25 protein-coding genes are annotated in these 22,326 nt (G+C 38.7%); 16 read left to right on the top strand and 9 right to left on the bottom strand.

Features of this window, described 5'->3' with window-relative positions:
- On the bottom strand, window positions 1-402 hold the full coding sequence (locus tag CLV81_RS11945; RefSeq protein ID WP_106145353.1) for a hypothetical protein: 402 nt from the start codon (window positions 400-402) through the stop codon (window positions 1-3).
- A gap of 123 nt (window positions 403-525) precedes the next feature.
- Between CLV81_RS11945 and CLV81_RS11950 the strand changes: the two genes are divergently transcribed.
- The gene (locus CLV81_RS11950) at window positions 526-966 is read left to right on the top strand and encodes an Lrp/AsnC family transcriptional regulator (RefSeq protein WP_106145354.1); all 441 of its coding nucleotides are present in this window, start codon (window positions 526-528) and stop codon (window positions 964-966) included.
- A gap of 80 nt (window positions 967-1,046) precedes the next feature.
- The gene (locus CLV81_RS11955; protein WP_106145355.1) at window positions 1,047-2,459 is read left to right on the top strand and encodes an alpha/beta hydrolase; all 1,413 of its coding nucleotides are present in this window, start codon (window positions 1,047-1,049) and stop codon (window positions 2,457-2,459) included.
- Here CLV81_RS11955 and CLV81_RS11960 read toward each other — a convergent pair.
- Window positions 2,446-3,183 carry a DJ-1/PfpI family protein gene (locus CLV81_RS11960; RefSeq protein WP_106145356.1) on the bottom strand — a complete coding sequence of 246 codons (738 nt, stop codon included), beginning with the start codon at window positions 3,181-3,183 and terminating at the stop codon, window positions 2,446-2,448. The genes CLV81_RS11955 and CLV81_RS11960 overlap by 14 nt on opposite strands.
- Window positions 3,184-3,265: 82 nt before the next feature.
- Between CLV81_RS11960 and CLV81_RS11965 the strand changes: the two genes are divergently transcribed.
- Window positions 3,266-3,904, top strand: coding sequence for a DUF1684 domain-containing protein (locus tag CLV81_RS11965; protein ID WP_106145357.1), 639 nt, complete (start codon window positions 3,266-3,268; stop codon window positions 3,902-3,904).
- Window positions 3,905-3,960: 56 nt separating this feature from the next.
- Here CLV81_RS11965 and CLV81_RS11970 read toward each other — a convergent pair whose 3' ends face one another.
- From CLV81_RS11970 to CLV81_RS11990, 5 genes are all read right to left on the bottom strand, one after another.
- Window positions 3,961-5,103 carry an outer membrane beta-barrel protein gene (locus CLV81_RS11970; RefSeq protein WP_106145358.1) on the bottom strand — a complete coding sequence of 381 codons (1,143 nt, stop codon included), beginning with the start codon at window positions 5,101-5,103 and terminating at the stop codon, window positions 3,961-3,963.
- A 117-nt stretch (window positions 5,104-5,220) separates the two neighbouring features.
- Entirely contained in the window at window positions 5,221-6,504 is a 1,284-nt protein-coding gene (locus CLV81_RS11975) for an ammonium transporter (RefSeq protein WP_106145359.1), read from the bottom strand.
- A 29-nt stretch (window positions 6,505-6,533) separates the two neighbouring features.
- Window positions 6,534-6,872 (bottom strand): P-II family nitrogen regulator, encoded by a 339-nt coding sequence (locus tag CLV81_RS11980; RefSeq protein ID WP_106145360.1) that lies wholly within the window; start codon window positions 6,870-6,872, stop codon window positions 6,534-6,536.
- Between the two features lie 269 nt (window positions 6,873-7,141).
- The gene (crcB, locus tag CLV81_RS11985) at window positions 7,142-7,516 is read right to left on the bottom strand and encodes a fluoride efflux transporter CrcB (RefSeq protein WP_106145361.1); all 375 of its coding nucleotides are present in this window, start codon (window positions 7,514-7,516) and stop codon (window positions 7,142-7,144) included.
- A gap of 16 nt (window positions 7,517-7,532) precedes the next feature.
- A complete protein-coding gene (locus CLV81_RS11990) occupies window positions 7,533-7,712 on the bottom strand; it encodes a hypothetical protein (protein WP_106145362.1) in 180 nt (59 codons plus the stop codon).
- 340 nt (window positions 7,713-8,052) lie between these two features.
- Between CLV81_RS11990 and CLV81_RS12000 the strand changes: the two genes are divergently transcribed.
- The gene (locus CLV81_RS12000) at window positions 8,053-8,439 is read left to right on the top strand and encodes a pyrophosphohydrolase domain-containing protein (protein ID WP_106145363.1); all 387 of its coding nucleotides are present in this window, start codon (window positions 8,053-8,055) and stop codon (window positions 8,437-8,439) included.
- Between the two features lie 27 nt (window positions 8,440-8,466).
- On the opposite strand, the gene CLV81_RS12005 is transcribed toward CLV81_RS12000, so the two are convergent.
- Complete coding sequence (locus CLV81_RS12005) at window positions 8,467-9,534, bottom strand: branched-chain amino acid aminotransferase (protein WP_106145364.1); 1,068 nt, start codon at window positions 9,532-9,534, stop codon at window positions 8,467-8,469.
- 105 nt (window positions 9,535-9,639) lie between these two features.
- Between CLV81_RS12005 and CLV81_RS12010 the strand changes: the two genes are divergently transcribed.
- From CLV81_RS12010 to CLV81_RS12055, 10 genes are all read left to right on the top strand, one after another.
- Window positions 9,640-10,110: a DUF4920 domain-containing protein gene (locus CLV81_RS12010; protein ID WP_106145365.1), complete on the top strand. Its 471-nt coding sequence runs from the start codon at window positions 9,640-9,642 to the stop codon at window positions 10,108-10,110.
- A 2-nt stretch (window positions 10,111-10,112) separates the two neighbouring features.
- Window positions 10,113-10,775: a tRNA (5-methylaminomethyl-2-thiouridine)(34)-methyltransferase MnmC2 gene (gene mnmC2, locus CLV81_RS12015; RefSeq protein WP_106145366.1), complete on the top strand. Its 663-nt coding sequence runs from the start codon at window positions 10,113-10,115 to the stop codon at window positions 10,773-10,775.
- 137 nt (window positions 10,776-10,912) lie between these two features.
- Window positions 10,913-11,875, top strand: coding sequence for a TIGR01777 family oxidoreductase (locus CLV81_RS12020; RefSeq protein WP_106145367.1), 963 nt, complete (start codon window positions 10,913-10,915; stop codon window positions 11,873-11,875).
- Window positions 11,876-12,007: 132 nt separating this feature from the next.
- The gene (locus CLV81_RS12025) at window positions 12,008-12,586 is read left to right on the top strand and encodes a nucleotide exchange factor GrpE (RefSeq protein WP_106145368.1); all 579 of its coding nucleotides are present in this window, start codon (window positions 12,008-12,010) and stop codon (window positions 12,584-12,586) included.
- Window positions 12,587-12,595: 9 nt separating this feature from the next.
- Window positions 12,596-13,711 (top strand): molecular chaperone DnaJ, encoded by a 1,116-nt coding sequence (dnaJ, locus tag CLV81_RS12030; protein ID WP_106145369.1) that lies wholly within the window; start codon window positions 12,596-12,598, stop codon window positions 13,709-13,711.
- Between the two features lie 182 nt (window positions 13,712-13,893).
- A complete protein-coding gene (locus CLV81_RS12035; RefSeq protein WP_106147500.1) occupies window positions 13,894-14,826 on the top strand; it encodes an ABC transporter ATP-binding protein in 933 nt (310 codons plus the stop codon).
- Complete coding sequence (locus CLV81_RS12040; RefSeq protein ID WP_106145370.1) at window positions 14,819-16,159, top strand: ABC transporter permease; 1,341 nt, start codon at window positions 14,819-14,821, stop codon at window positions 16,157-16,159. The genes CLV81_RS12035 and CLV81_RS12040 overlap by 8 nt, the downstream gene beginning before the upstream one ends.
- A gap of 6 nt (window positions 16,160-16,165) precedes the next feature.
- Window positions 16,166-17,083 (top strand): mechanosensitive ion channel family protein, encoded by a 918-nt coding sequence (locus CLV81_RS12045; RefSeq protein WP_106145371.1) that lies wholly within the window; start codon window positions 16,166-16,168, stop codon window positions 17,081-17,083.
- Entirely contained in the window at window positions 17,067-17,957 is an 891-nt protein-coding gene (locus tag CLV81_RS12050; protein WP_245912000.1) for a DUF6268 family outer membrane beta-barrel protein, read from the top strand. The genes CLV81_RS12045 and CLV81_RS12050 overlap by 17 nt, the downstream gene beginning before the upstream one ends.
- 10 nt (window positions 17,958-17,967) lie before the next feature.
- Entirely contained in the window at window positions 17,968-19,131 is a 1,164-nt protein-coding gene (locus CLV81_RS12055; RefSeq protein WP_106145373.1) for a sigma-54-dependent transcriptional regulator, read from the top strand.
- Here the strand turns inward: CLV81_RS12055 and CLV81_RS12060 are convergent, their stop codons facing one another.
- Window positions 19,132-19,839 carry a hypothetical protein gene (locus tag CLV81_RS12060; RefSeq protein WP_146129892.1) on the bottom strand — a complete coding sequence of 236 codons (708 nt, stop codon included), beginning with the start codon at window positions 19,837-19,839 and terminating at the stop codon, window positions 19,132-19,134.
- 172 nt (window positions 19,840-20,011) lie between these two features.
- On the opposite strand from CLV81_RS12060, the gene CLV81_RS12065 reads away from it, so the two are divergent.
- Window positions 20,012-20,896 carry a PPK2 family polyphosphate kinase gene (locus CLV81_RS12065; RefSeq protein WP_106145375.1) on the top strand — a complete coding sequence of 295 codons (885 nt, stop codon included), beginning with the start codon at window positions 20,012-20,014 and terminating at the stop codon, window positions 20,894-20,896.
- Window positions 20,893-22,287 carry a M20/M25/M40 family metallo-hydrolase gene (locus tag CLV81_RS12070; RefSeq protein WP_106145376.1) on the top strand — a complete coding sequence of 465 codons (1,395 nt, stop codon included), beginning with the start codon at window positions 20,893-20,895 and terminating at the stop codon, window positions 22,285-22,287. Before CLV81_RS12065 ends, CLV81_RS12070 begins: the two co-directional genes overlap by 4 nt.
- Window positions 22,288-22,326: the final 39 nt, after the last annotated feature.

Consider the following 22,326-nt stretch of genomic DNA (forward strand, 5'->3'; position numbering starts at 1 on the left):
TTAGTCTGTTCCGTTTTGGAAAGACTTTCTCCATTTCTTAAAGGATACTCGAAAACTTCTAATTTCCTTTCGTAAAAGGTTCAAATACTCCTTTTCCTTAACACCATCCCTTTCAAGGCCATTACAATATGCCAGGATATTTTGAGTCATCACGTTAATGAAAGCCAAACTCTTCATTCTTGTACTATAGGAGCTACTTGAAGAAGCTAGTCGGATTTGTTTGGTGATCAAGTTGGCATCGGTAACCAAGGACTTGGAAATATCATCACGGAAACTGCCATAACGCTTACGGGCAAACCCGTCCCTATTGGAAGAAAAGTAAGCCGCAATGGCCTTACTTAAGTCCTGAAGCGCTAAGGATTTACTATATATATTTTGTGAATCAAAGGAAGCAGGTCCCATAATTATCAAAGCAATTTTGTAACTATAAAATTAAAAATGAATGGATGAAATTGGATTTATTTTTTAAAGCAAAGTACAATGATTACTTTTGATTTTAAAGTTATTGTTTAATCTTACTTAATTATGAAAGTTGACAGGTTAAATTGGGAAATTCTTAACTATTTACAGACCGATGCCCGTGCTTCTCATGCAAGCATTGGTAGAAAAGTGGGCCTAACACCACCTGCTGTAGCAGAAAGAGTAAAAAAAATGGAGGATGCCGGACTCATTGAAGGTTATTTTGCCAAAGTATCCCATGTCCAATTGGGACATCAGCTTAGAGCTATTATTATGCTCAAGGCCTTTTTGGGCAAACTAAAACCATTTTTGGAAAAAGTGAAATCTTTTGATGAAGTCGTAAACTGCTATCGAATAACCGGAAATGAAAACATCATAATGGAGGTTATTCTAAAAGATCAAGGTCACTTGGAACAATTTATTGATGAGCTTATCGTATATGGAGAATGTCACACACATATTGTGCTGTCAAATGTTATTTCAAATTCCCCAATTAAAGCTAACTAGGTTTACTAGCTATATTAATGTAACTTTATATTGTCCGCAATGATTCGGGATTTTGGCCGGATTTTTGTTATGAAAAAGCTATGAAAAAAAATCTTCCGCTCCTTTTGACCTGTCTTTTCATTCAAATGGTAGCTGGCCAGCAGCTTGTCCTGAAGAAAAGCAAAATTATCGATTCCCTAAAAATTAACGATTCCATTCCTGACACTTACTCCCTGTATCTACCCCAGAAATTTGATGCCACCAAAAACTGGCCTTTGTTGTTGGTAATTGATTTGGAAAAAAAAGAAAAACAGGTTGCAACTTGGTTTGCTCAGGCGGCAGAAAAAGAAGGCTACGTCATTGCCGCGGTTCGTATTGAGGATTCTCTTAGTTTAACAAAGAACATGGTGAAAACGGGTCAGGTATTGGAAAGGGTTTCACAGATATTACCCATACATAAAAGCAGGATTTATGTAGCTGGGAATGGGTCTGGGGCCAGATACGCTTCGTTAACTCCACTCTTTTTAAATTTAGTTAACGGAGTGGTTTCAATAGGTAGTTCGGTTTCCAACACGGATGTTTTGAATCTGAAAAGACCTTTTCATTTTATAGGTATCATAGGAAAAAATGATTATGCTTACACCGATTTGTTATCCACTGAAAAGGTGTTGACTCGGTTAAAGTTTCCCAATCAGGTATTGGTATATAAAGAAAACAAAAGACTACCTGATAATGCTTTGGTAGAAAAGGCACTCCAAATTTTTACCCTTAGGGCAATGGGCAACAAGATTGTCCCAAAAGATTCTTCATATATAGAAAAGGCTTACAATGAGGATGTTCAGAAGGTAAATGCTTTAAGGAGCCAACAAAATATGTTATTGGCAGAACAATATCTGGGCGAGATGCTTTCAATTTATGGCATGCATAAAAACTTGGATTCCCTTAGGCTAATTTTGAAAGAAGTTCGTAAGAATAAAATGTTCAAAGCCATGAGAAGAACGGAAAATTCAACCTTTTTTAAAGAATCCCTTTTGAAGGACGAATATGTATTTGATATGGAAGAGGATGTGCAAACCCATAATTTCAACAATTTGGGCTGGTGGAAATATCAAATGGAAGAGTTAGATAAATTTATAAGTAAAGGTTCAATTTATGAAAGACAAATGGGTAACCGACTTAAAGGTTTTGTCAATGCTCTTGCAGAGGATAATATTGAATTGGTTAAATCGGATAAGACAATAGATGAGGATGCCCTAGCATTTTTATTTATGCTGAAGACCATTACGGAACCAGATAATTTTGATTTCTACATGAAAATTATTTCCCTCAGTGCAAAAAACGAGGATTTCGGAACATCACTTTTCTATTTAGAGGAAGCTTTGAAAACAGGATTTAAGGATACTGAAAAGCTATATAGTTTGGAAAATACCGCTTTACTGCGAATAAACCCAAAGTTTAATGCTTTGGTATCCAAATATCTGAAAGATGCCCGTTACCGGATTATTGAGGAATAACCTTTGATATTTTTTGTAAATCCCAGTCTATAACTAGTCCACCTGCCAAGGATTTGGCAATTTCCTTTCCGTATAGGTGCTCGCACAAATAAAGTGCTGCCTCAAAACTCTTCGCTCCTCCAGCAGAGGTGATATATTTTCCATCATGAACGAATAGGACACTGTCTTTAACCTTGAGTTGCGGGAACATTTTCTTGTACGTATCAATATCGCTTGGAAAGGTGGTGGAAAGTACGTCATCCAGTAGTCCTGCTTGTGCCAATACAAAGGCACCATCGCAATGTGAGGTTATGAACAAAGCATTTTTATCAACTCTTTTCACGAAACTCAGCATTGTGGAATCCTGTAAGTCCGTATCCAAATGATGTTCAGCACTGGGAACTACCAAGATGTCTATTTTAGGAATGGAATCTTGGGTATAATCATAATCTGGTAGTATTCGTACCCCTTCAAAAGAGGTAATGGGATTTAATGTATTGGCCACTGTAAATGTATTCATGGCCTTTATATTCTCGCGGTACTGTGTATGTTGAAAAATATCGTAAGGTGCAGTAAACTCAGTATTGTATACCCCGTCCATAATCAAAAAGGCAACATTATATCTATTGGGTTTTAAATCAGGGTAGGTCCTTGAACTTTGTTCTTTGTGTTTGGGTCCTTCCTCTTTTGGGGAACAACAAAAAAATAAAAGGATTAAAACGGGAAAAAGCCACTTATTTGACATGGTTGAAAAAATTGTATTGGAACAAGTGTTGCTAAGATAGCATTACCTTTGAATAATTTTAATTTAAAGAGATTAAAACAAGATGGGGAGATATTGGTTTTTGATATTGATGATATTTATTTCATGCAATGGAGGAAAGAAATATCATGATGAGCTAAAACGATTGGATGTTGCAACGGCAGAGTTATTGGATATAATTGAATTTCAGGAAGAGTTGAACGAATCCTTCAGGGACCCGGAAACCTCACCATTACCGGATAGATTGCGCAAGAATTTTGAATCATTATCGTTTTTTGAAGCAGACACCGCCTATAGAATCAAAGCTAGGTTTGAAAGAACACCAGATGCCGTTCCTTTTTTAATGCCCTCGACCACTGATGAGCAAACAATTGAAGTTGTATATGGGATAGCACATTTTGAACTAAATGGGAGGCAACATCAATTGGAGGTTTATCAAACTCCGGCTCTTGTTACCGAAAAGAGATATGAAGATTATCTGTTTTTACCTTTTTTGGATGAAACCAACGGTGATGAAACCTATGGAGGAGGGCGTTATATTGATTTGACCATACCTCAAGGAGATTCTATTCTAATTGATTTTAATAAGGCGTACAATCCCTATTGTGTGTATAATAAAAAGTACTCCTGCCCTCTAGTGCCAAGGCAAAATTATTTGAGAACTAAAGTGAGAGCAGGAGTGAAAGACTTTGTCAAGGAATAAAAAAGCCTTACTCCTTTTTCGGAATAAGGCCTTTCTGTATTAAAATTCGTTATGACCTAGAACGAGTAAACGGCTGCAAGTAAGAAGGAAGCCAAGCTTTCATTGAATTCCAAATCACCGTTCAGGAATACTTCTTCAGAAGCACTGTCCAGTCTTATTTCAGGAATAATGGTCAAATCTCCAACTTTGGCATTACCAGTTAGGGTAACCGCAAAAACATTGGCATCTCCATCTGCATCAGCACCAATACCAGCAACGTTTCCGAATCCTTCCATAGTGGCGAAGTATTCACCTCTCAAACCAATTGCAAAATTTTCAGAAGTGGTCAATTGAGGGTATAAAGCCGCCCCATAAAACCCTACGCCATCCGTATCTTGATAGGTAGCGTTGATTCCAAGAAAGAAATCTTCAGACAAATTGAATCCTCCTGTAAAATCCACTTGGAATAGGGCTTCTACATCAGTATCCACTAGGTCTGCTCCATCAAGTACCTCGTTAAAGCCCTGTTTTCCATACAAGAAGTTCAAGTATTGTCCTGAGTATCCTAGTTGGGCTCCAAAAGATAATTCGCCAAATGGATTTACATCAGTGAAATCTGTAGGATTCAAGATAGCCAGCATAGCGCTCCAATCATTCCCCAAATCAAAATCAGCTTTTAATCCAGCATGGGAGAATGGTCCGTAAGAGAACATATAGGATGTGCTATAGTTGAAATTGGAAGCCGGAGAAATCACTTCATATCCCAAGAACGTATTGAAGTTACCAAAGGTGAGGGTAGTACTTTCGCTCACATTCCAATACACATACAATTGGTTAACAATATTGGGTGAACCAAAGGGAGAACCGAACACGGCATCTTCCCCTCTAGGCCCAAATACCAAATCGGCCACAAAACCTACTTTTTCACCTTCATAAGAAGCAATTAGGTTAACCATACCCAAAGCAAAGCCTGGGTCGTTGGCAAATGATGTTCCTGGGGCGGTGGGAAGCAAAACCCCGGTTTGTACACCTCCTGTGTCCAGCACAGGAACTTCTTTGTTCAAGCCATTAAAATTTGCACGGTAATATGCATCTACAGTACCGCTAAATTCGAACTTTTTCTCTTCTTCTTCCTCCTGCCCAATGGCGAATACGGATACTAGCGCCAAAACGGCAAAAGCTATTTTTTTTGCGTAATTTGTATTTATAATCGTTTTCATAATTACATCTTTTAGGTGTTCCTTTTCTGGAACATTTAATTGTTTTGTTTGAGTTTACTTTGTGAAAAGGTTATACTACGGAGCGTTCTGCCAAACGCTCCGTTTCCTTTTTATGAATTAATTCTGTGTTGTAATGTGTTCAGGGTAAGCTTCCATTCCGTGCTCATGAATATCTAAACCTTCCAATTCCTCTTTTTCGGAAACCCGAAGACCGATAGTCTTTTTCAATATGAAAAGCACGATAAATGTGAATAGGGCAGCCCAAATGATATAAGCAAGGGAACCATAGGTTTGCACCCAAAGTAACTTTCCACCACCTCCATAAAGAAGTCCTCCATCTAGAGCAAACAGTCCAATCAATACGGTTCCTAAGAATCCGCATACACCATGAACTGAAATAGCACCTACAGGATCATCTATCTTTAGCTTCTTGTCTATGAATTCAATAGAAAGTACTACAACAATCCCACAGATTAGACCAATTGCCAGTGCACCCCAGGCGTTGACAGCTCCACAACCTGCGGTAATACCAACTAAACCAGCCAATGCGCCATTTAAAGTCATTGAAATATCTGCTTTTCCATACCTAATCCAGGTGAAAAATAGAGCAGCTATGGCTCCAATTGCAGCTGCGAGGTTTGTATTGATGATTACGCTGGTGGCACCAACAGTATCGTCTCCTCCCCAAGCTAATTGAGAACCTCCGTTAAATCCGAACCACCCCAACCAAAGGATGAAAACACCCAAAGCACCGAATGCCATGTTGTGACCTGGAATTACTTTAGCTTTGCCATCCACGTATTTTCCAATTCTAGGACCTACTAAGATAGCAGCTACCAAAGCAGCCGAACCACCTACGGCATGTACCACGGAAGAACCTGCAAAATCCACAAAACCGGCGGTATTCAACCAAGCATCATCATCAAATGGCCAATACCAGCTACCAGAAATAGGATAGATTATTGTGGTAAGCACAGCGGAGAAAATCAAGTATGTAGAAAACTTGGTTCTACCTGCGATTGCTCCTGATACGATAGTAGCCGCAGTGGCACAGAAAACAGTTTGAAAAAATAAGTTGTACCAATCCGTAGCGCTAAAAAAGAAATATCCCTGGTCAGACGGACTGGTTCTTCCCAGCCAGCCTCCTGCTATTAGCTCACTTCCATACATGAGACCATAACCTACGGCCCAGAACATTAAGGAACCTATAGCTAGGTCCATGACATTTTTCATTATTATATTACCGGAATTCTTGCTACGCGTGAATCCAATTTCCAATAGGGTGAATCCTGCTTGCATAAAAAATACCAAAATGGCTGCTAGTGTTATCCACAAAGCCCCCATATCACCGTTGATTGCTTCAACGGCCTTATCTATTGCTTCTTGTTGTTCAACAATCATAATCTAAATATTGTTAGTTAGTTTTTATCTTAGTTAATACCTGCGCTACCGCTTTCCTTGGTTCTAATACGATAGGCTTCCATGACATCTGAAACGAAGATTTTACCGTCACCTACGTTTCCTGTGCCGGCAGCATCCAGGAGGGTGTTAACGGTACGTTCCAAAAAATCGTCAGAAACCACAATGACCAAATACCTTCTTTGGATATCGGTGGTACTGTACGAAATGCCACGATAGACATGACCTTGTTTCTCATTGCCCACTCCAGTTACATCCCAGTAACTGAAGAAGTTTACCTCAATTTCATGAAGTGCTTTTTTCACCTCATCAAATTTGGATTTTCTAATAATTGCCTCGACTTTTTTCATATTTAAGTAGTTAATTGATGAGTCAAATATATATGAATTGATATGAGACCATGAAAAATTATAGGTTATGCAGTGTATTTTTATGTGTATAAAAAAAATACCCCTATATTTTTAGGGGTATACTATTTTCAAAATACTTTTTTTAAAGATTTGATGATTTTTTCTTAACACAAAAGCCTCCTAAAGTATATTTTTCATTGATAATTGAGGTTTTCAATGAAAAATGTACAGTAATTAACAAAAATTAACAGAAAAATATGATTTTATAACTAATTGAAAGAACGGACTAGCCAAGTACCTAAAGCCACAGCAAGAATTCCTAGAATAATACTGGAAGCAAGATAGAAGAGAAAAGGTAGGAACTCACCTTCTTTTAGAAAAGTGTGTTTTTCAAATGCAAACGCAGAAAACGTAGTAAAGCCCCCACATAATCCGGTTGCAAAGAAGAGAACGCTTTGTTGGGAGATTACTTGATTTTTGGAAGCTATACCCATAATCACTCCAATAAGCAAGCATCCTACAATGTTTACGGTAAAAGTGCCCAGATAAAAATTATCGTGAAGTGCGTTAAGAGGTTTTGAAATAAGATAGCGTAACATACTGCCTAAGCCGCCACCTAGAAAAACAAGAAGAGTCTGTTTCATACCTTAAAGGTACAAACTAAACAGCCTTTTTGTATTTGGTCTCAGAAGATTCCTTAAGAAACAGTTTAGGAATGGATGTCTCTGTAATCCTCCTTACAGGTTTCCTGAAACTTTCTTTGGCGCCGTTTACGCTGAAAACCAACAATACGGCATTGATAATTAATAAAATAGATAGAATGGAAAAAAAAGCTATCATTTATCCAGCGGTTGTTCTTAGACAAAAGTACGTGTTTTCTTAATGTTAACGCTTCAACTTCTTATATAAGTTGTAAAAACGTTAATTTTTGTAGGGAAATCAATATATCCGTTAATTTTTAAGGAAATGCTTAATCAAAAACAGAAAAACCACGAATATCATAAAGGAAAATAGAACCCAGATTACACCTTTATAATTTTTTTTGTGAAGTTTTTTGTCTTTTCTATATGAGAGAATCATGACTCCAACAAAAACTACTACAAATAAACTGGCAAAAATGAGTTGTCCTGAGCTGAACATATTTCCTATTTTTAGCAAAATTAAGTCAATTACTAAAACCATGAAAAGAAAGATAGAAGCTGTTGAAGAATTTCACAATGCATTCGGATTAGGTGTATTGCATAACCCAAAAGCCAATTTAGGCCTAGAAAAAAATATGTTACGCTATAAACTTATGCGTGAAGAAAATGAGGAATATTTAGAAGCGGCAAATGATGGTGATTTAGTTGAAGTGGCAGATGCTTTGGGAGATATGCTGTATATCCTTTGTGGCACTATTTTGGAGCACGGTATGCAGTATAAAATTGAAGAAGTGTTCGAAGAAATTCAGAAAAGCAATATGAGTAAGCTTGGGCAGGATGGGAAACCTATTTACAGGGAAGATGGAAAGGTTCTTAAGGGCCCCAACTATTTTAAACCAGACATTCAAGCAGTATTGGACAAATAAAAAAGGAGCACTTAAGTGCTCCTTTTTTTATGATACTTTAAAACGCCATCCAAAACTATCTTCGGCCCTGTTATACTGTATATCAGTTATGCGTTTTTTGAGTTGGGATGCATAGCTATTCTGGATTTCGGGAAGTTCATAATCAACCCCCTTGTAGCCAAATGCTGCAATTGGAGAAACAACTGCTGCGGTACCAGCCCCAAACATTTCCTGTAAAGAACCATTTTTAGCCGCTTCCACCACTTCTTTGACTGATATTTTTCGCACCTCCGCCGGAATTCCTTCGGCTTGGGCTATATCCAGAATACTTTTTCTGGTAATACCATCTAGAATTCTATCGTTTGTAGGTGCAGTAATAAGTGTGTCGTTGATACGTACAAACACGTTCATTGCGCCGGCTTCTTCAATAAACTCATGATTGTTGTCATCAGTCCAGATAACTTGGTGATACCCTTCTTCTACAGCAAGTTGTGTTGGGTAAAACTGGCCTGCATAATTACCCCCAGCCTTTGCATATCCAACACCTCCGTTTGCAGCACGGGAATAGGTTTCCTCAATCTTCACCTTTACCTTTCCAGAAAAATAGGCTCCCGATGGTGCCAAGGCAATGATAAATTTGTATTTGTCCGCTGGAGAAGCATGAAATCCAGTTCCAGAAGCAAACATAAAGGGGCGAACATAAAGTGAACTACCCGGATTTTTTGGAATCCAATCCTTTTCCAATCTCAATAGAGAAGTCAGACCATCCATAAAGTGACTTTCTGGTAGTTCAGGAATAGCAAGTCTTTTGGCAGACTTGTTCAGTCTTTTCCAATTTTCCAAAGGTCTGAACAACCACACACCATCAGCTTCATCCTTGTAAGCTTTCATTCCTTCAAAAATGGACTGCCCATAATGAAAGATTTTGGATGACGGTTCTAAAGCGATAGGTCCATAAGGTACAATCTTAGGTGAGTTCCAAGCCCCGTTTTCATAATCACAGACCAACATATGGTCGGTGAAGGTGTTTCCAAATGAAAGATTATCAAAATCCACATTATGAATCTTGGAAGTGGCTGCTTTTTCCACAGAAATGTTGTTTACCATTGCATCCATAACTTACAAATTAGTCCATAAAATTAGCCATTTATTGTTAGTTTTGGCGTAACCCCTAATTCTAATTGTTATCCTTATTTGGGATAGATTCAAAACTTATCAATTATGAGGTATTTTAACATTTTTACTGCTACTTTCTTAATGCTTTTCTGCACGGTGACACATGCCCAGGAAGATAAAGACGATAATTTTTATGGAGCAAAGTTCAAGGTGAGTCAAGAAGTTGAATCCATTAAATCCATCTCTAATCAACTGAATTCACAAGACACGATTCAAACACAATTGACCGGCAAAATCAAAGAAGTATGTCAAGTTAAGGGATGTTGGATGAAGGTGGCCCTGGAAAACAACGAAGAAGTTTTTGTTCGTTTTAAGGATTATGGCTTTTTTGTACCTACGGATTCATCGGATAAAGAAGTCATCCTGAATGGAGTCGTTTTTACTTCCGAAATATCGGTTGAAGATCAAAAACATTACGCTGAAGATGGAGGAGCTACTGCCGCTGAAATCGCCAAAATATCCAAACCAAAAAAACAGTTGCGTTTTGAGGCCGATGGTGTTTTAATCCATAATTAAAAGTGAAACGCCGCATTATTGAAACCGCTGATGGTTCCAAGACCATACAACTTGATGAATGGCAGGAACAATATCATTCCAAACATGGGGCGGTTCAAGAGGCGTATCATGTTTTTATCAAACATGGATTGGAGCATGTCAACGGTGATGACCTGTCTATTCTTGAAATAGGTTTTGGAACGGGACTCAACGCACTGATTACTTTAATTGAATCTCAAAAAAAGAATATTCAGCTAAATTATGTGGGTGTGGAACAATTTCCAGTTTCTTTGGATGAAGTACATCAGTTAAACTATATTCCAACTTTATCTGCTGAAAAGTTTGAGGAGAAATTTGATTTAATGCATCGCTCACCTTGGGAAGAAGAGATTATTCTTACAAAGAATTTTGTGTTGAACAAGCAGAAAAAGGATTTCAGGGAAGTAAATGACGTCAATTTGTTCAACCTAGTCTATTTTGATGCATTTGGACCTAGAGTGCAGCCGGAACTTTGGACAAAGGATGTTTTTCAAATTATGTACGATGCATTGAAAACAGGAGGGGTTTTGGTTACCTATTCGGCCAAAGGTAGTGTAAGGCGGGCCATGCAAGAGGTAGGTTTTTTGGTGGAAAGGTTAGAAGGTCCACCAGGAAAAAGAGAAATGTTGCGGGCGACGAAAATTTGAAATACTGTCAAATGACTGTTAAAGTGAAATAAGGCTGTTATCATAATTTTACTTAAAGTTTAAACATTTGTGTTAAAGCTGAATTAATCCCTCAAAAACAGTGACTTAAACATCTATTTTTGTTTTAAACACAAGCTATGAAAGTATTGATAACTGGAGCAACAGGATTGGTTGGCAAAGCGATTACCAAGGTTTTGCATCAACATGATGTTCCAGTGCATTATCTCACCACAAGTAAGAAGAAAATAGTATCCTCTGAAAAATATCAAGGTTATTACTGGAATCCTTCGGAAGGAGAAATAGATGTAGCCTGTTTTGATGGGGTAACTTCAATAATCAATCTGGCTGGAGCTACAATTGCAAAAAAATGGACCCATTCTTACAAAGAAAAAGTACTTTCCAGTCGAATAGATAGCCTATCTACTTTGAATCTTGGTTTGGCGAAGGTAGATTCATCTCAAATTGAACATTTTATTTCTGCTTCGGCCATAGGTATCTATCCTAGTTCACAAATCGATTTATGCGATGAAAAAGATGTTGGTGTAGATGACAGTTTTTTGGGTAAAGTAGTTCAAAAGTGGGAGGAAAAAATAAATGAATTTAAAAAATATCCCTTCAATATTGCCACTATGAGAATTGGTATCGTATTGTCCCATGAAGGAGGGGCACTTCCTAAAATGGCGAAACCAATAAAAAACTTTGTTGGAGCAGCCATGGGAAGCGGGGAACAATGGCAGTCTTGGATTCATATAGATGATTTGGCAGAGATGTTTGTTTTTGCTGCCACCAATAATCTTAAGGGGGTGTACAATGCGGTTGCACCCAATCCGGTTACCAATGCAAAAATGACCAAAGAATTGGCCAAAGTGCTGAAAAGACCATTGATTCTGCCCAATGTACCTAAATCAATTATGAAATTGGTGCTGGGGGAAATGTCTTATTTGCTCTTTGCCAGTCAGCGTGTTTGTAGCAAACGCATTGAAAAAGAAGGTTTTGTCTTTACATATCCCAATATTGGGTCAGCTTTGGAAAATCTTTTGGGGTCAAGTCGGCCCCGCCAAGAGGACGCTTTAGTTTCTCTGGATAAGGAATACGTTTAGCTGGCATTACACCATCATATATATGTTAACCGCCTTTTGGCGGTTTTTTCTTGTTTTCCCGTGACATTTTGACATTTTCGTGCAAATGGCAGTACTTTTGCCACTTCAAAAACGATAAATGAAACCCTAAATATGGATAAGAAAAGTAAAGTTGAGGAAATGGAAGGAGAAATAAAGGATTCTCAATCTGTTGAAACCCCTGAACTGAACGATGATACTACAGCAGAAGATATGAATGGTGCCGTAGAGGAAAATAAACTTTCCGAGGAGGAAAGGCTCAGGGAGGACCTTGCTAAGGAAAAAGATAAGTTTTTACGCCTTTTTGCTGAATTTGAAAACTTCAAAAAGCGTACTTCCAAAGAAAGAATGGAGCTTTTTAAAACTGCTGGACAAGAGGTAATGGTTGCTTTGTTGCCGGTTATGGATGATTTTGACAGGGCATTAAAAGAGCTTTCCAAGTCTGAAGATAAAGAAATGTACAAAGGTGTGGAGCTCATAAGTACCAAGTTCAAAGAAACCTTGAAGAATAAAGGTTTGGAGCAAATTGAAGTTGGCCATGGAGATGCTTTTGATGCGGAAGTACACGAGGCGATAACCCAAATACCAGCCCCCAACAAAAAGATGAAAGGAAAAATCATCGATGTGATTGAGAAAGGATTTAAAATGGGAGAACGCATTATAAGACATCCAAAAGTGGTGGTCGGTAACTAAACAAAACCTATGAAGGAGGATTTTTACGAAATACTGGGCGTTGCCAAAGGCGCTTCTGCTGCAGAGATAAAAAAGGCATATCGCAAGAAAGCCATAGAATATCATCCGGATAAAAATCCAGGGGATGCCAAGGCTGAGGAAATGTTTAAAAAAGCAGCGGAGGCCTATGAGGTTTTGAGTGACCCTGACAAACGTGCCAAATATGACCAGTTTGGCCATGCGGCTTTTGAAGGTGGAGCAGGATTTGGCGGTGGTGGCATGAACATGGATGATATTTTCAGCCAGTTCGGTGACATCTTTGGCAGTGCTTTCGGTGGAGGTTTTAGCGGTTTTGGTGGATTTGGAGGAGGTCAGCGTCGCGTAAAGGGGAGCAACCTCCGTATTCGTGTAAAGTTGACTTTGGAAGAAGTCGCAAATGGAGTTGAGAAAAAAGTTAAAGTCAGAAGAAAGGTTCAGGCTGATGGGGTCACCTATAAAACTTGCCCCACCTGTAATGGAAGCGGTCAAGTTACCAAGATTGCCAATACCATATTAGGTAGGATGCAAACTTCCACTACCTGTAACACTTGTGGAGGGTCTGGACAGGTACTTGATAATCGGCCTAGTGGAGCAGATGCACAGGGACTTAAAGCGGTTGAAGAAACGGTATCTATTAAAATACCGCCAGGAGTTGAAGAGGGTATGCAACTTAAGGTTTCCGGAAAAGGAAACGGAGCTCCTGGTAATGGAATACCGGGAGATTTGTTAGTCGCAATTGAAACGGAAGAGCACGGAACACTAAAAAGAGAAGGGGACAACCTTCATTATGATCTATACATTAGTTTCTCTGAAGCTGTTTTGGGAAGTTCCAAGGAGATAGACGCTGTAGGCGGTAAAGTGCGAATCAAGCTGGAACCCGGAATTCAATCAGGAAAAATATTGAGATTACGCGGAAAAGGCATTTCTAACATAAACGGTTATGGAAGTGGTGATTTACTTGTCCATGTCAATGTTTGGACGCCAAAAGAGTTAAATAAAGAGCAACGAGAGTTTTTTGAGCGAATGCAGAATGATGACAATTTTATTCCAAAACCTCAAAAATCTGATAAATCTTTCTTTGAAAAGGTTAAAGATATGTTCTCATAGCGATTAAAAGTTTCCCGTTCAAATAAAAAACGTATATTTGAAACTGATGTTGGGAAACCAATATCTAATTTTCTTTTTCATAGCAATTTTTTTCCCATCCTTAGAATTTTTTAAGGGTGGGTTTTGTTTTTAGGGGCATACCTCTTAATGTACAAATACATATATTTGAAAAAATTGTTTGGATGCATCACATTTTAGTTGCCCAAAATGTCTCAAAATCCTATGGAGACTTTAAAGCGTTGAGCAACGTATCCTTAGAAATTCCGGAGAATAAAATTTACGGGCTACTAGGTCCTAACGGAGCTGGAAAAACCACCTTTATTCGAATCATAAACCAAATTATCTATCCAGATACTGGGCAGTTGATATTTGATGGTAAACCTCTTGCCCCGGAACATATTGCAACAATTGGTTATCTCCCAGAAGAACGTGGACTTTACAAAAGTATGAAGGTTGGTGAACAAGCCTTGTATTTGGCCCAACTCAAAGGATTGTCCAGAACGGAAGCCAAAAAAAGATTAAAGGACTGGTTCGAACGTTTTGAAATTGGAGAATGGTGGGATAAAAAGATTCAAGAGCTTTCTAAAGGGATGGCCCAAAAAATACAGTTTATAGTAACAGTATTGCATAAACCCAAACTTTTGATTTTTGATGAACCTTTTAGTGGTTTTGACCCGATTAATGCCAATATTATCAAAGATGAAATATTAAGATTGAAAGAGGAAGGTACTTCCATCATTTTTTCAACACATAGAATGGAATCCGTTGAAGAGCTTTGTGAATACATTGCTTTGATACACAAATCCGAAAAAATCTTGGACGGCAAATTATCAGAAATAAAAAATGCCTACAAAAACAACGTTTTCAATGTGCTTCTACAAACTGAAGAACCTAAAAATGGTTTACTGAAAGATTCCTTAGAGAAATTCAATATACTCTCTTCCAGCGCTGATGAAGGCAATTGGTCAATATCCATTCAGCTTCCTTCAACAGATACCAAAGGTGTCTTGGCCGAACTCTCCAAATATGGGAATGTAAGCAAGTTTGAAGAGGTAATTCCATCAGCAAACGATATTTTTATCAAAACTGTTAACGGAAAAGAGCACCATGGATAAGCTGGGACTTATAGTAAAGCGGGAGTATTTGGCTAAAGTGAGGAACAAGTCGTTCATCATCATGACCATCTTGAGTCCAATACTGATAGTGGGAATGATTCTTTTGATAGTATACCTTACCAAAGTGAACGATGGGGAAAAAAGGATTATTACCGTGTTGAACGAAAGTTCTTTTTTTAACAATGAGTTCAAACCAACGCGAGGTATCTCCTATGTTCATTTAAGGGATATTTCTTTGAGCCAGGCAAAGGATTCGACCATGACCTTGGGTTATTTTGGTTTATTGCATATTCCTGAGGGGGATGATATGGAAGAAGTGGCCCAGTCCACCTACTTATTTACCAAAGAAAATCCAAATACCACCGTAACAGAAGGTTTGGAACGCCTTTTTCAAAAAACATTACGATTAAAACGACTGGAGCTACTAGGCGTTTCATCTGATGAGTTTACCGGGATTGAAAAACCCTTTGTTATGAATCTTGCCACTTTTGATGGTGAGAGAAGTATTAAAGGTATAACCGAAATCAAGGCATTTATAGGAGGGGCCTTTGGTTACGCCATTATGATGTTCATCATTATTTATGGCGGTTTTGTAATGCGCAGTGTGATTGAAGAAAAAACAAGTCGAATTATTGAGGTGATTATCTCATCGGTAAAACCCTTTCAACTCATGTTGGGTAAAATCGTTGGGACTTCATTGGCAGGTCTTACACAGTTTATTATATGGATAGTATCTGCCTCACTACTTCTGTTTTTGGTTGTACTATTTTTTGGTATTGATTTAAGTGTATTGAGTGGTGAAACTTCTATTGCTCCTGGACCAGTGCGCAGTGCATCGGAGTTCTCAGCTATTGTAGATGAAGACCTATTACCCTACACCAGAGAAATTCTTAACATTCCTTGGGGACTTCTCATAGGCTCGTTTTTGATTTATTTCATTCTTGGCTACCTTATTTATAGTTCCATTTATGCGGCGATTGGGGCGGCCGTTGATAATGAGACAGATACCCAACAATTTATATTTCCCATCATTTTACCCTTAATGTTGGCCATTTATGTGGGTTTTTTCTCGGTTTTTAGCAATCCACATGGACCTATTGCTGTTGGTTTCTCACTGTTTCCCTTAACTTCACCCATAGTAATGCTAATGAGGCTTCCTGGAGGTATCGGGGAAGGAGGTGTTCCCTTATGGCAACTCTTGCTCTCTATTGCGTTATTGATTGGGGCATTTTTGGGTATAGTTTGGTTGGCCTCCAAAATTTATAGAGTTGGAATATTAATGTACGGCAAGCGACCCACGTACAAAGAACTTTTTAAATGGTTGAAGTACTAGAAAACTATGCAGGACGGTACTGAGGAAATAAAGGAAATTATTCAGGAGGACATTTGGGGCTCAGTGAAAGAGTTCCTCAATTGGGGTATCCATATAGGAGAAGGTGAAAAATCCATTCACCTTACCCTGGGGCTTTTATTGTTGCTTACCGTTTCTATTGTGGCCACAAAACTCTTACTAAAGTGGTCTCGGTATCTGGTCACCCGAAAAATGGAGCCAGAGGACAAGCAAAAGTTCTCAAGTGTATTCAAGTTTGTAAACTATGTTATTTATCTCATAGTTGTACTGTTGACATTAAGTGGAGCAGGTATTGACATTACCCTCATCATTACCGCTTCTGCCGTTCTTTTTGTAGGATTGGGATTGGCCCTCCAGGAGTTTTTCAAGGATATTTTGGGAGGCATTTTTATTATTATCGACAAATCCCTTCAAGTAGGTGACATCGTAGAGGTTGATGGAAAAGTGGGTAAGGTGTTTGAAATTAAATTGCGTACCACAAGGGCCCTCACGCGTGATGATAAAGTGGTGGTCATTCCTAACCATAAGTTTATAAGTGACATTGTTTACAACTATACCCAAAACCATAGGACCACTCGAGAAAGTGTTCACGTGGGTGTTGCGTATGGAAGTGATGTTGAATTGGTTACCCGGCTGTTGGAAGAATCGGTTCAGGAACATAAAAAAGTGCTTAAAAAACCTGTTCCTTTTGTGCTTTTTAATGATTTTGGAGATTCAGCACTCTTGTTTTCCATAAACTATTTTATAAATGATAGTTTTGTGGACCCTCGAATCAAAAGTGATATCAGATATAGTATCAACAAAAAGTTTAAGGAAAATAACGTAATCATCCCTTTCCCTCAAAGAGATATCCATATATTTCAACATCAAAAACCTCAAAAAAATACGGATGCCGATAACCCATAGAGGGCTTTTAGGAATTTTAAGCCTTATGGGATTTTTTCTTACTCATGTTTCTTTTGGACAGAGTACGGATATTTTGCGTCTGGAGTACCTTAATATTCCTGAGAACGATACGGGAATCAAAACCCAGCGATACAAGTTTTTGTTCAATCTTCCTATAAAACTGAACGAGAAGAAGGATTATTTGGTCACTGGTATTGAATATAATCGATTTGATGTGGGATATTCTCAAAATTTTCCTTTCGATCAAACTGAACTGAATCGGTTTCACGTAGTGGATTTGAATCTGGGTTTTATTACCAAATGGAATGAAAATTGGAACTTTGTAGGTCTTCTCACCCCCAGATTGGCATCTAATTTTACCAATGGCGCTCAAACAGATGATTTTTTCATCAATGCCACAGCTACGTTATGGAAGGAAAACATGAAAGCCAACAAGCCATTTCGATTGGTTTTGGGCTTATCCTTTAATAGCACTACAGGTTTGCCATTTCCACTTCCATTGGTTAGCTATTATCGTAGGTTCCACCCTAGGTGGTCCTATACCTTAGGTATTCCTCGTTCAAGATTTGAGTACCATCCTTCTCCCAAGCATACTTTTGGCTTTACCATGCTTTTGGATGGATATTTCATCAATATTCAGAACGACATTGCACTACCAGATAATCAGATAGGTTCCAAGATTTCACTTTCCGCTTTAGTTGGAGCTTTTGGGTATCAATATCATATTTCTAAACGCACTTCGATATTTGCCTTGGTGGGCCGTTCCATAGAACAAGTGGGGGAACTAAGAAATGATGATAGAAGCGCTGTTTTTTTATTGAATGATGAAGCAAATCTTTATATTAGAACAGGTTTCAAAATCGGAATCTTTTAAATAGAAAATTATGTCCAGAATATTGGTGATAGAAGATGAATCTGCAATACGGCGGGTTTTGACAAAGATATTGAGCGAGGAAAATGATGCCTACCAAGTTTTTGAAGCGGAAGACGGATTGAAGGGGATGGAGATCATAAAAAAAGAAGACTTCGATTTGGTTTTGTGCGACATAAAAATGCCTAAAATGGATGGTGTGGAAGTTTTGGAGGCTGCAAGGCAAATAAAACCTGAAATACCTTTTATCATGATATCAGGTCACGGCGATTTGGATACCGCTGTGAACACAATGCGATTGGGTGCATTTGATTATATCTCAAAACCGCCCGACCTTAATCGCCTTTTAACCACGGTCCGCAATGCCTTGGATAGAAAGGAATTGGTGGTGGAAAACAAAATCCTGAAAAAGAAGGTCTCCAAGAATTACGAAATGGTTGGGGAAAGCAAAGAGATAGGCGCTATCAAGGATATGATCGAAAAAGTAGCCCCTACAGATGCGAGGGTTCTGATTACCGGGCCCAATGGAACCGGAAAAGAACTAGTGGCCCATTGGCTACATCAAAAGAGTGCGCGCTCTTCTGCACCCTTTATTGAAGTCAACTGTGCCGCAATTCCTTCTGAACTTATTGAAAGCGAGCTTTTTGGTCATGTAAAAGGTGCATTTACTTCTGCGGTTAAGGATAGAGCAGGAAAATTTGAAGCGGCCAATAAAGGAACCATTTTTCTGGATGAAGTAGGGGATATGAGTCTTTCGGCTCAAGCCAAAGTGCTTAGGGCACTACAGGAAAACAAGATTTCACGGGTTGGGACAGACAAAGATATCAAGGTTGATGTTAGAGTATTGGCGGCAACCAATAAAGACCTTAAAAAAGAAATAGCTGAGGGCAATTTTAGGGAAGACCTTTACCATCGCCTTGCGGTGATATTGATAAAAGTCCCGGCCTTGAACGATAGAAGGGACGATATCGCTATGCTAATTGAGCACTTTGCTAAGAAAATAGCGGAAGAGCAAGGAACGGCGATAAAAGGATTTTCCAAAAAAGCTACAGAACTATTGAGGGGATACGACTGGACCGGAAATGTGCGTGAATTAAGAAACGTGGTTGAACGACTTATTATTCTGGGTGGTCAAGAAGTTTCTGAGGAAGATGTAAAGTTGTTTGCCAGTAAATAACTATTGGCAATCCTCAATCTTGGCAAGGGCATTCTTGGTAATGGTTTTTACTCTTTGATGATAGATCTTCTTTGGTTTGGTCAAATCGGTGTCCAACAATTTGATGCTGGCATTTTCATATGTTTTTTTAATGAACCTCCTAGCCTCATCGCAGTCTAATTGCTTTATAATGTTATCTATGGATATCTCAAAATTCCTGAGGCCATTATGTATTTGCTGTTCCAATTGTTTACCTTCTGGCAAAAGTATTCCTCCTTGGGCATCCAATACTTCTTTGGTATTCAAAACCAACATGTTATCTCCATAAACATTATTGACAGTTAAGCCAAAATCTTTGAGTTCCCTAATTCCTTTTAGAGTATTTTTCAATGCTTTTTGCAGAGCTTGTTTTGAAGAAGAGTGGGTATCTGCTTTAGTGGCTTCTTTAAGATTTATAAGAACGTCATCCAGACTGGAGATTGCTTCTTGGCATCCGCAAGCATTAAAATTGGAACGGGTTTTCTCTATGCCATTTATCGCTTTGTAGGCGTAATACTTTGTAATTTGAAGTTCAGGTGAGGAAATCGCCGTTTCAGTCTGGTCCTTAATGTATTCCATATTGGAATTGGCATATTCACAAGCATTGGTTGCCTTGAACGAGGCCGTCAAAGAAAGGCTTTGAATACCTAGCAGAGAGATAATAAATAGGTTTTTTTTCCAAAATTTCATAACGGCAGATTTGGGACTACTCGTTGAGTTATCCACTAAGTTACGGCACAATTGAACTGAAATTCAATAAAATCGATAAAAAACGAAGTAAAACTATCAAATGTCATTGCCTCGATAAACTGCAATTTTTAAAGTATTTACCGAGATACTTAAAAAACAGTATATTCATTTCATGGAATACATTAAATCAGAGACATACAGGGTAGAAAATGAAAAAAGCCTTGCCGAGGTAGCGACTCTGGAAGATTTTGGAAAATCTGACAAAGAGCTGAGGAAGGATTTGAATGAACTTCGGAAAGAATTGGGAGAATTTCAAGATACTCTATATGCCCATGGCAAATATGGGGTTCTAATCTGTTTGCAAGGAATGGATACTGCTGGAAAGGATAGCTTGATTCGAGAGGTTTTTAAAGATTTCAATGTACGTGGAGTCGAGGTGCATAGTTTTAAGGTACCCACTGATTTAGAGCTTAAACATGACTATTTATGGAGGCATTACATTGCTCTTCCCGAACGTGGAAAGTTCAGTGTATTCAATAGAACCCATTACGAAAATGTATTGGTGACCAAGGTGCACCCAAATTACATTCTTTCAGAAAACATTCCTGGTGTGGATTCTGTGGATGATATCGATTCCGAGTTCTGGGAGAAACGATATCGTCAAATCAATGACTTCGAAAGACACGTAGCGGAAAACGGAACCCTCATATTTAAGTTCTTTTTACATCTATCCAAGGAAGAACAACGTCAGAGGTTGTTGAGGCGATTGCGCTTGAAGGAGAAAAATTGGAAGTTTTCACCAGGAGACCTAAAAGAAAGAAAACTTTGGAACACTTATCAGGAGTGTTATGAGGAAGCCATCAATAAAACATCAAAACCTTATGCACCTTGGTACATTGTTCCTGCGGACAATAAAAAAGCGGCAAGGGTTATTGTTGCCTCAGTTTTATTGGAAGCGTTAAAAAAATTTAAAGATATCGAAGAACCTGAGTTGGAGGATGAAATAAAGGCTAACTTAGAATCCTTTAAGCAAGAATTGGAAAAGGAAAGCAAATGAAGAAAACACTACTCTTATGTCTGCTGATGGGCACTTTTGCCTTCTCACAGACCGAAGACGAAAAACAGCTTAAGGCTATTTATGATACTGCTTTAACCAATGGCAAGGCCTACGATTGGTTGAATCACCTTTCCAATCAAATTGGAGGACGCTTGTCTGGTTCAGTGGAGGCCCAACAAGCTGTGGAGTATACCAAGGGTCAATTAGATTCTTTGAATTTGGATAGAGTATGGCTACAACCGGTAATGGTACCAAAATGGGTAAGAGGTGCGCCGGAATTTGCTTATTTCGAAACTAAACCTGGCTTAACAACTAACGTCCCAATTTGCGCCCTAGGTGGTTCTGTTGCAACACCAGATGTAGGAATTAAGGCCAGTGTTATTGAAGTACAGGGAATAGAAGACTTGGAAAAACTAGGAAGGGATAAAATTGAAGGCAAGATTGTGTTTTACAATCGACCTATGGACCCCACCCAAATAAGCACCTTTAGTGCATACTCAAGCTGTGTTGATCAACGCTATTCAGGAGCGGCAGAAGCAGGAAAATATGGTGCACTGGGCGTTATCGTAAGGTCTATGAACCTTCGGTTGGATGATTTCCCCCATACAGGTTCCATGAGTTATGGGGATACCCCGGTAAATGATCGCATTCCAGCTGCTGCTATTAGTACTAAAGGGGCCGAATTGTTAAGTACAACATTGGCTTTGAACCCAGATATCAAATTCTATTTCAAACAGAATTGCAAACAGCTTCCAGATGTTGAATCTTATAACGTGATTGGGGAAATAAGGGGTTCCGAGTACCCAAATGAAGTGATGATTGTTGGGGGGCATTTAGATTCTTGGGATTTAGGAGACGGTTCCCATGACGATGGAGCTGGTTGCGTGCAAAGCATGGATGTGCTGAGATTGTTAAAGGAAACAGGATACAAGCCAAAGCGCACCCTACGTGTGGTACTCTTTATGAATGAAGAAAATGGATTACGCGGCGGAAGAAAATATGCAGAAGTTGCCAAACAAAAGAACGAAAAGCATGTATTTGCTTTGGAAAGCGATGCAGGAGGTTTTACTCCAAGAGGATTTTCTTTTGATTGTTCTGAAGAAGATTTTGAACAAATTCTCGGCTGGAAAGAGCTGTTTGAACCCTATCTGATTCACTTGTTCGTGAAAGGAGGAAGTGGTGCTGATATTGGTCCGTTAAAAGACGAAGGTATTGTTTTGGCTGGTTTACGCCCAGATTCCCAAAGGTATTTTGATCACCACCATGCAGAGAATGACACCTTTGAGCACGTAAACCAACGTGAATTGGAATTAGGTGCCGCTACGATGGCCAGTTTGGTTTATTTGATGGATAAGTATGGACCAGTACTAACAAAGAAGATAAAAGGCTAGGTAATAGGAACCTCTCAAGCAGTTTATTTACCTGTACTC

The sequence above is a fragment of the Flagellimonas meridianipacifica genome, from assembly GCF_003001695.1.
Taxonomy (GTDB): Bacteria; Bacteroidota; Bacteroidia; order Flavobacteriales; family Flavobacteriaceae; genus Flagellimonas; species Flagellimonas meridianipacifica.